This is a genomic window from uncultured Caldilinea sp. (assembly GCF_937128415.1).
Taxonomy (GTDB): Bacteria; Chloroflexota; Anaerolineae; order Caldilineales; family Caldilineaceae; genus Caldilinea.
Genome location: NZ_CAKZMJ010000014.1, coordinates 68,955 through 76,464 on the forward strand (window position 1 = coordinate 68,955; position 7,510 = coordinate 76,464).

Below are 7,510 nucleotides of genomic sequence, written 5' to 3' on the forward strand. Positions count from 1 at the left end.
CCCCGGTCACGTAGGGCCAGCGGACTCGGGATGCAAGCCTTAAGAGATGCAGCAATAAAGAGAGGCCACCCATGTCCCGAATGCAAACCCATGGTCAACGCCTGCTCCCCACCGTGCGCCGCCGTTGCTCCCGCACTCATCTTGCTTCCCGAGGGAAGCGAGGATTTCGACGGGCAGCGTTGTTCCTGGCTCCGCTTGCGCTGCTGATTGCAGCGTTGGCGCTGCCCGAAGGTTTCGGTGCGCGCGTGGAGGCGCAGATGACGACGCCTGTGCCGGCACCCACCTATGTCGTGCAGCCCGGAGATTCATGGACGAGCGTTTCGCGCAAGACAGGCATTCCGATCGGAGAGCTGCAGGCCGCCAACCCTCGCTCTGTGCGCCCCACCGGCTGGTTGTTGGTCGGCGAAGTGTTGATTTTGCCTGTGCACAGCGAGGCCACACCTACGGCTGCAACGCCGACAACCTCGCCAACCACGGCCACCTCCACCCCCACGCCCGACCCCATCCTCGCCCTGCCCACGAACGAAGCCGGCCAACGCATTTACATTGTGCAGCCAGGCGAATCCTGGAACAGCATCGCACAGAAATTCGGCGTCAGCCCTGAAGCTCTGCGCGCCGCCAACCCGCGGGCAGTGCGTCCGGGGCTGGTGCTCTTCCGCAATGAACAACTGATCATCCCTGCACCGGTCTCGGCCACCCCGACGCCCTCGCCCGAAGCCACGTCTGCCCCCGAGGAAAGCGAAGCCACGGAGACGTCCGCAGTGGAGGAGCCGACGGAGGCGTCCGCTCCCTGCCCCGCTGCGTTCGCCGATTACCCTGCGCGCGTCGCAGAGATGCTCGCCAACTCGAGCGACATGGACGCAGTGATGACTTTCCTGGGCAGCTGCGAGGCGCTGGTCAGGAACAACGCGCGCAGCGGCGACTGGAACGGCGACGGCGTTGCAGACTGGGCAATTGTGCTTGAGAATCCCCATTCCGACTCGGCGCAGCCTGAACAGGATCTGCTCATTTTGATGAGCGATGAGGTGGGGTATGTGCTCAGCTATCAGGCGCGGCCGGCCGGGCGGGTGAGCATCCTGGCGGCGGATGACGTCAATCTGGACGGCCAGCCTGACCTGATCTGGGTGGACACCACCTGCGGAGCCAGCACCTGCTTCGACGCGGTGCTGGTGCGCAGTTGGGACGGCTCGAGCTGGATCGACTGGACGGAGCGAACGATCGTCATGGCCTACGCCGAAGTCAAACTGGATGAGGTGAGCAACGGCGGCCAGGGGCGCGAGATTGTGCTGCGAGGGGGCCAGTATGGCAGCATCGGCGCCGGCCCGCAGCGAGAGCGCACCGAGGTCTGGGGCAGCGTCGACGGCGCCCCCTACACGCTTCTAGAGAGAGTTTACGCGCCGAGCAACTGCCTATATTTCAAAGTGCTCGACGCCAATGAGGCGCTGGCTCGACATCAGGAACTCGGCCTTGCGCAAGCGCGCGAGCTGTACACCGAAGCGATCACCAATCGCACGCTGGTCAAATGTGGACAGCGCAGCGATGAGATGAACGAACTGCGCAGCTTCAGCCTCTTCCGTCTGGCCGTGATCCACGGGTACGAGGGCGCGCCAGCGCTGGCTGCGGAGACGGTAGAGCAACTGAGGGACATCTTCCCGGACTCGCCTTTCACACTGCTGGCCGAGGCCTGGCTGGAGGCCTACGCGTCGACCGGAGACGCTGCAGCGGCCTGCTCCGCCGCGACCGCCTACGCCGAAGCTCATCCCGAAGCTCACCAGGCGCTCTCCGACTATGGATACGCCAACCCCACCTTCACCGCCGCCGATCTCTGCCCTGTGCTCGCCATCGAGCAGACGACGCCGACCGACGAAACAGCGGAGGACGCCACACCCGCCCTCGAGGCGAGCCAGCCGATCACGCCGCTCTTCACGCTCACGGCCACGACCGACCTCTCTGCAGTGGCGCCGGTGGCGGCGGAGCCGGCCGGCGAGCTGCCCGACTGCCCCAAGACGCTCGATGAATACACGACTGCGTTGCCGATCGTGCTCACGTTGGCGGAAGGAGATCCGCTGATCGTGGAAACCTGGCTGCGCCTGTGCGACGGCATGACGGATCAACGCGGCGGCATGTTGCTGGCCGACTTCAACGGCGACGGTGTGGAAGACGCCCTGTTCCTGCCCACCATCGTGAGCGACCTCGGCTTCGGGCCGGGCGGTGCGCAGGGCGCCGTGCTGCTCTACCACGGCGGAAGCGCAGGCTATGCGCTGGTCTATGCGCCGGAAGTCTACGGCCAGCCCACGCTGCTGGCCGCCGATGACCTCAACGGCGATCGGCGCCTCGATCTCGCCTGGACGGTCGATGGCTGTTCGACCTTCTGCGTCAAAGAAGTGCAGATCGTGACGTGGGATCGTCAACGCAGAGCGTACATCCCAATCATCGAACCCGGCGCGATCATTGCGGAAGGCAAGGCCGAATTTACGGAGGCTGCGCCGGAGCTGCCCGGCCAGGGGCTGCAGCTCGTGCTGCGCGGCGGCGTCAGCGGAGCGCCCGACGGTGGTCTCAAGATCGAACATGAGGAAATCTGGCGAAGCGTCGATGGCCGCCCCTTCCGCCGGCTGAGCTGGACGTACGATCGCAACAACAGCAACAGCAACTGCATGGGGCTGCGCTTGATCGAGGCGGATATTGCGCTCCACGCAGCCGATATTCTCGGCTACGGCCCGGCGATCGACCTCTATCGCGCCGCGCTCGCTCCGTCGCTGAGGGCGTGCTCGATCTACGGCATTCCTGCGCCGGAGGAGCTGAAGTTGTTGCAGGGGCTGGCCATGTTCCGGCTGGTGCAGGCCCAGGCGCTTTCCGGCGATCTGGAAGCCGCCCAGGAGAGTCTGGCTGCGCTGCAACAAGGTCAGGGCGACAGCGCCTACGCAAGAGCTGCAGCCCAGTGGTTAGAGGTCTACACCGCCCAGAAGGACGCCGCCCTGGCCTGCCAGAGGTTGCAGACGCTTTTCGACAAGGAGACGCTGACCTGGCAGATCACCGATCACTTCGGCTACAACCACCCTGCCCTGGCGCCGGAGCAAGTCTGTTTCGTCCCGCGCACCCAATAGCCTCTGTGACCATTCAGCTGGAGGCCGCCGATTCGCATGACCGGCGGCCTCCGCTCTTTATCCTTTGCTGGTGATCACCGGCGCTCCCGCCTGCATCGCCTCCAGCAGCATCATGCCGAAGCCTTCGTAGAGGCTGGGAAAGACGAAGGCGGTCGCCAGCGCGTACAGGGCGGGCTTGTCTTCTTCTTCGATCCAACCGCAAAAATGCACATCGGCGGCGCATCCGGCTTCTTGCGCCAGCCGCCGCGGGTCGGGGAAAAAGGGAGTGTCTTGCGTCGGCGGCGCGCCCGCCAGCACAAGCTTGATGGTTGGATCGCCCCCGCGCGCGCGAAAGCGAGCGTACCCCTCAATGACGGCCTGCACATTCTTGCGCACGTCGAAGCCGCCCAGGTACAGAAAGAAACGCTCCGGCAACGCGTAGCGGGTGCGCACGCGTTGCAAATGGGCGGCGTCAACCGTTGCGAAGCCTTCCTGGTTCGGGCCGTGATAAACCACGTGCACGCGCGCCGGCTCCACCTGTAAATGTGTCACGATGTCGCGCGCGGCGGCCTCGCTGACCGTCAGAATGGCGGTCGCACGACGAGCCGTCCAGCAAACCAGGCGCGTGTATAGACGCTGCAGGAAGCCGCCATGATAGGCCGGCAGCAGCAATGGGATCAAATCGTGAATGGTGGTCACGACAGGAAGTGGACTCCAGGCGGGAGGCGCCCAGTAGGGAACGAAATACACATCGGCGCCGAGACGACGGGCGGCGAGCGGGGCCGCCACCTGCTCCCACCACACCTTCGCGATGTTCTCCGGCAGCGGCGGCAACGACACAGGAACGACCTCGATCTGCGGCCAGAGCCGTCGACTTTCCTCCGGCCCTGTGTTCGCCACGGCGCGATGCACCGGTTGCAACAGCGCAATCCTGGCCGTAGGCGCCGTGCGCGGCAACCAATCGAGCAGATGGGCGAGGTATTGACCGCTTCCACTGGCGAGGCGCCCCGCCATCCAGCCGTTGACGGCCACCCGCAAGGAGTGCGATGCATCCATAGCATCGGATTGTACTCCTCGGCGCTCAGGGGCGGCAAAGAATTCAGGAAAGAGATCGAGCGATCGCCCTCCAGGGAGCCCGGAATTTCCTGCCGCCCTTCATGGAGCCGCAAATCACCGCTTCGGCGCAATTTGACAAGGCATGCACCTCGAAGTAACATCTTCGTGTAACTCCAAGTTACATACAGTGCGTTCCGGACCTCTCACATTGAGGCGACCGTGCAATCATCCCAGTCTGCGCGCAATCGTCAACAGGGCAAACATCAGGTTGATGAACAACGCAACGCCATCCTGGCGGCGGCGGAGAAGCTGTTTTTGGAAATGGGTCTCGACAAGACCCAAATGGTGGACATCGCCGCTGCGGCTGGCATTTCCAAAGTCACCCTCTATCGTTATTTCCCTCACATCGACGCCATTGCGGTCGAGGTTCAGATTCGCATGTTGGAGCGCATTGCGTCGACGGTTGGATTGGGTGCGGAAGGGTTCGAGCCTTCTCTAGAGACGGTGAAGGCGGCGGTGCAGCGCATGGTGCGCAGTTTTAATCAGTTGCGCGACGCTTACCGCTACATCGGCATGTTCGACAGCCTGTACCTGGACCATCCTTTTGACGCCGAGATTCCGCAGCGCACCAAAGATCGGCTGCGGGCGCACTGGAAAGGGCTCAAGTCGCTTGAGCGCCCCCAAGCCGCGTCGGAGAGCAGTCGTGCAGAGGTGATTTTGAGCGCCGCGATCTGGTTTTTGGAAAAGATCGCCCTGCGCGGGGAGCTGACGTGGAGCGACGCAGCGATCCCGCTGGAAGCGCATCTGGGCGTCTTTGAAGAGATGGTTACGATCTACATCGAGCACTGCCTACGTGAAAATGCAAGCAAAGACGACTGAGGAGGAGCGATGACGACGCACGAGACCCCACCCGCCCCCATTTTCATCAAACATCTGCGCACCGAATATCTGGAAAATCCTCTCGGCATTGACGCGCGGCGACCGCGGTTGGAATGGCGGATCGAGGCGGACGCGCGCGGCGTCTTCCAGAGCGCCTATCAGGTGCAGGTGGCCAGCTCGCCGGATGACCTGACGCAGGGCGAGAATCTGTTGTGGGACACCGGCAAGGTGACGTCCGACGCCGCCTTTGTGCGCTGCACAGGCGTCGAGATGCGCTCCCGGCGACGCTATTTCTGGCGCGTGCGCGTCTGGGATGGACAGGATCGCGCCTCGGCCTGGAGCGAGCCCGCCTGGTGGGAGATGGGGTTGCTTGATCCACAGGAATGGAGTGCGGAATGGATCGAGGTGGGATGGGATGAAGACCCAGAGGCGTTCAAGCCCTGTCCATTTTTCCGTCGCACGTTCAGGCTGGACGCGCCGGTGCGCTCTGCGCGGCTCTATATCACGGCGCACGGCCTTTACGAGGCCTGGCTCAACGGCCAACGCGTCGGCGATCAATGCTTCACGCCCGGCTTCACCCCCTACCACAAGATGCTTCAATATCAGGTGTACGACGTCACCGCGCTGATGCAGGAGGGAGACAACGCGCTCGGCGCCATCCTGGGCGATGGCTGGCATCGCGGCAAGGTGCACATCGCCGGTCATCGCAACGTGTACGGCGAACGATTGGCGCTGTTGGCGATGCTTGTCGTGGAGACTGCGCAAGGGACGCAGATCGTCATCGGAACCGATTCGGCGTGGAAGGCGACGACCGGACCCCTTCTGAAATCGGACCTGAAGGACGGCGAGATATACGACGCGCGGCTGGAGATGCCTGGCTGGTGCGCGCCCGATTTCGACGACCGGGGCTGGCAAGGCGTGCGCGTGGTTTCACATCCCAAGCATCCACTGGTCGCTTCGATGGGGCCGCCCGTGCGTCGCAAGGAGACCTTTACACCCACCGTGCTCACAACGCCCAAAGGCGAGACCGTGCTCGATTTCGGCCAGAATCTGGCCGGCGTCGTCCATTTCAAGGTGCAAGGCCCGCGAGGAACCTGCGTGCGTCTGACCCACGGCGAAGCGCTGGACAAGGACGGCAATTTCACCCAGGCGCATCTGTTCCTGTTTAGCAAGCCCGACCCGGAAAAGAACCCCTTCCAGCAGGTGCAATACATCCTGAAGGGGGAAGGCGTCGAGGAATACGAGCCGCGCTTCACCGTGCACGGCTTCCGTTACGTGAAAGTGGAAGGGTGGCCGGGCGCAATCAACCCAGACGACTTCTACTCCGTCGCCATCTATAGCGACATGGAGCCGACCGGTTCGTTCGAGTGCTCCGACCCGCTCATCAACCGCCTCCACCAAAACGTCGAATGGAGCATGAAGAGCAACTTCCTCGATCTGCCGACCGACTGCCCGCAGCGCGAGCGCGCCGGCTGGACGGGCGACGCCCAGATTTTTGCCCCCTCCGCCGCCTTTCTCATGGATGTGCGCGCCTTTTTCCGCAAATGGCTGAAGGAGCTGACCCTGGAGCAGCGTGCGGACGGCATGGTCGGCAATTTCGTCCCTAACCCGGAGCAGTTGGTGAAGAAGCGATTCCCCATGAATTTCCTCACAAAGCTGGAAGGCTCTGCAGGCTGGGGCGACGCCGCAACGATCGTCCCCTGGGCGCTCTATCAGGCGTATGGAGACCTCGAATTTCTGGAAAACCAGTACGAAAGCATGAAGGCGTGGGTCGAATATGTGCGCAAGCGCGCCACGCACACCAACTGGTCCAAATATCTAACCCCGCGCTATCTTTTCAACAAGGAGCGTCGCAAGCGTCAACATCTGATCTGGGACACCAACTATCACTGGGGAGAATGGCTCGAACCCGGCGAAAGCGGCGGCTTAAACACCATGCTCGGCGTCATGAAGCGGTTCTATCTGGGCGAGCCTGTGGTGGCCACCGCCTACTTCGCCTACTCCACGCGCCTTCTGGCCAAAGCGGCGGAAGCGCTGGGCAAGAGCGAGGACGCCGCCTACTTCGGAGCCTTAGCGGATCAGATCAAGGCGGCCTATGCAGCGGAGTTCATCGGCAAAGATGGTCGCATCCATCCCGATCGGCAGGCCTCCTATGTGCGCGTGCTCGCTTTCGACCTAGCGCCGGAGGAACTGAAGCCGGCCATCGTCGAGCATCTCGTGCGGCTGGTGCGGGCCAGCGGCAACCATGTCGGCACGGGCTTCCTTTCCACGGTCTTCCTATGCGAAGTGCTGGCGGAGAACGGCCGGCTGGACGTAGCCTACGATCTGTTGACCCAGAAGACGGCTCCCTCCTGGCTGTACGCTGTCACCAAGGGCGCGACGACGATCTGGGAGGCGTGGGAAGGCATCGACGCAGATGGCGAGCCGCACGCTTCGCTGAACCACTACAGCCCCGGCGCTGTGGTCAACTTTTTACACCGCAAAGTGGCGGG

The 7,510-nt window shown here is 63.3% G+C and carries 4 protein-coding genes; 3 read left to right on the forward strand and 1 reads right to left on the reverse strand.

Annotated features, from left to right (window positions below; genetic code table 11):
• Positions 1 to 71: 71 nt before the first annotated feature.
• On the forward strand, positions 72 to 3,104 hold the full coding sequence (locus Q0367_RS02140; protein ID WP_298980746.1) for a LysM peptidoglycan-binding domain-containing protein: 3,033 nt from the start codon (positions 72 to 74) through the stop codon (positions 3,102 to 3,104).
• A gap of 57 nt (positions 3,105 to 3,161) precedes the next feature.
• On the opposite strand, the gene Q0367_RS02145 is transcribed toward Q0367_RS02140, so the two are convergent.
• On the reverse strand, positions 3,162 to 4,139 hold the full coding sequence (locus Q0367_RS02145; protein WP_297630254.1) for a glycosyltransferase family 1 protein: 978 nt from the start codon (positions 4,137 to 4,139) through the stop codon (positions 3,162 to 3,164).
• A gap of 219 nt (positions 4,140 to 4,358) precedes the next feature.
• Between Q0367_RS02145 and Q0367_RS02150 the strand changes: the two genes are divergently transcribed.
• Together Q0367_RS02150 and Q0367_RS02155 are read left to right on the forward strand one after the other, a co-directional pair.
• Complete coding sequence (locus Q0367_RS02150) at positions 4,359 to 5,018, forward strand: TetR/AcrR family transcriptional regulator (RefSeq protein ID WP_297630256.1); 660 nt, start codon at positions 4,359 to 4,361, stop codon at positions 5,016 to 5,018.
• A 9-nt stretch (positions 5,019 to 5,027) separates the two neighbouring features.
• Positions 5,028 to 7,510 (forward strand): family 78 glycoside hydrolase catalytic domain (locus tag Q0367_RS02155; protein ID WP_298980749.1); only part of this gene is annotated, 2,483 nt, incomplete at its 3' end.

Excerpts from the sequence above, each read along its gene's own strand:
- Q0367_RS02145 (WP_297630254.1), bottom strand. The coding sequence starts at position 4,139 with ATGGATGCATCGCACTCCTTGCGGGTGGCCGTCAACGGCTGGATGGCG.
- Q0367_RS02140 (WP_298980746.1), top strand. The coding sequence starts at position 72 with ATGTCCCGAATGCAAACCCATGGTCAACGCCTGCTCCCCACCGTGCGC.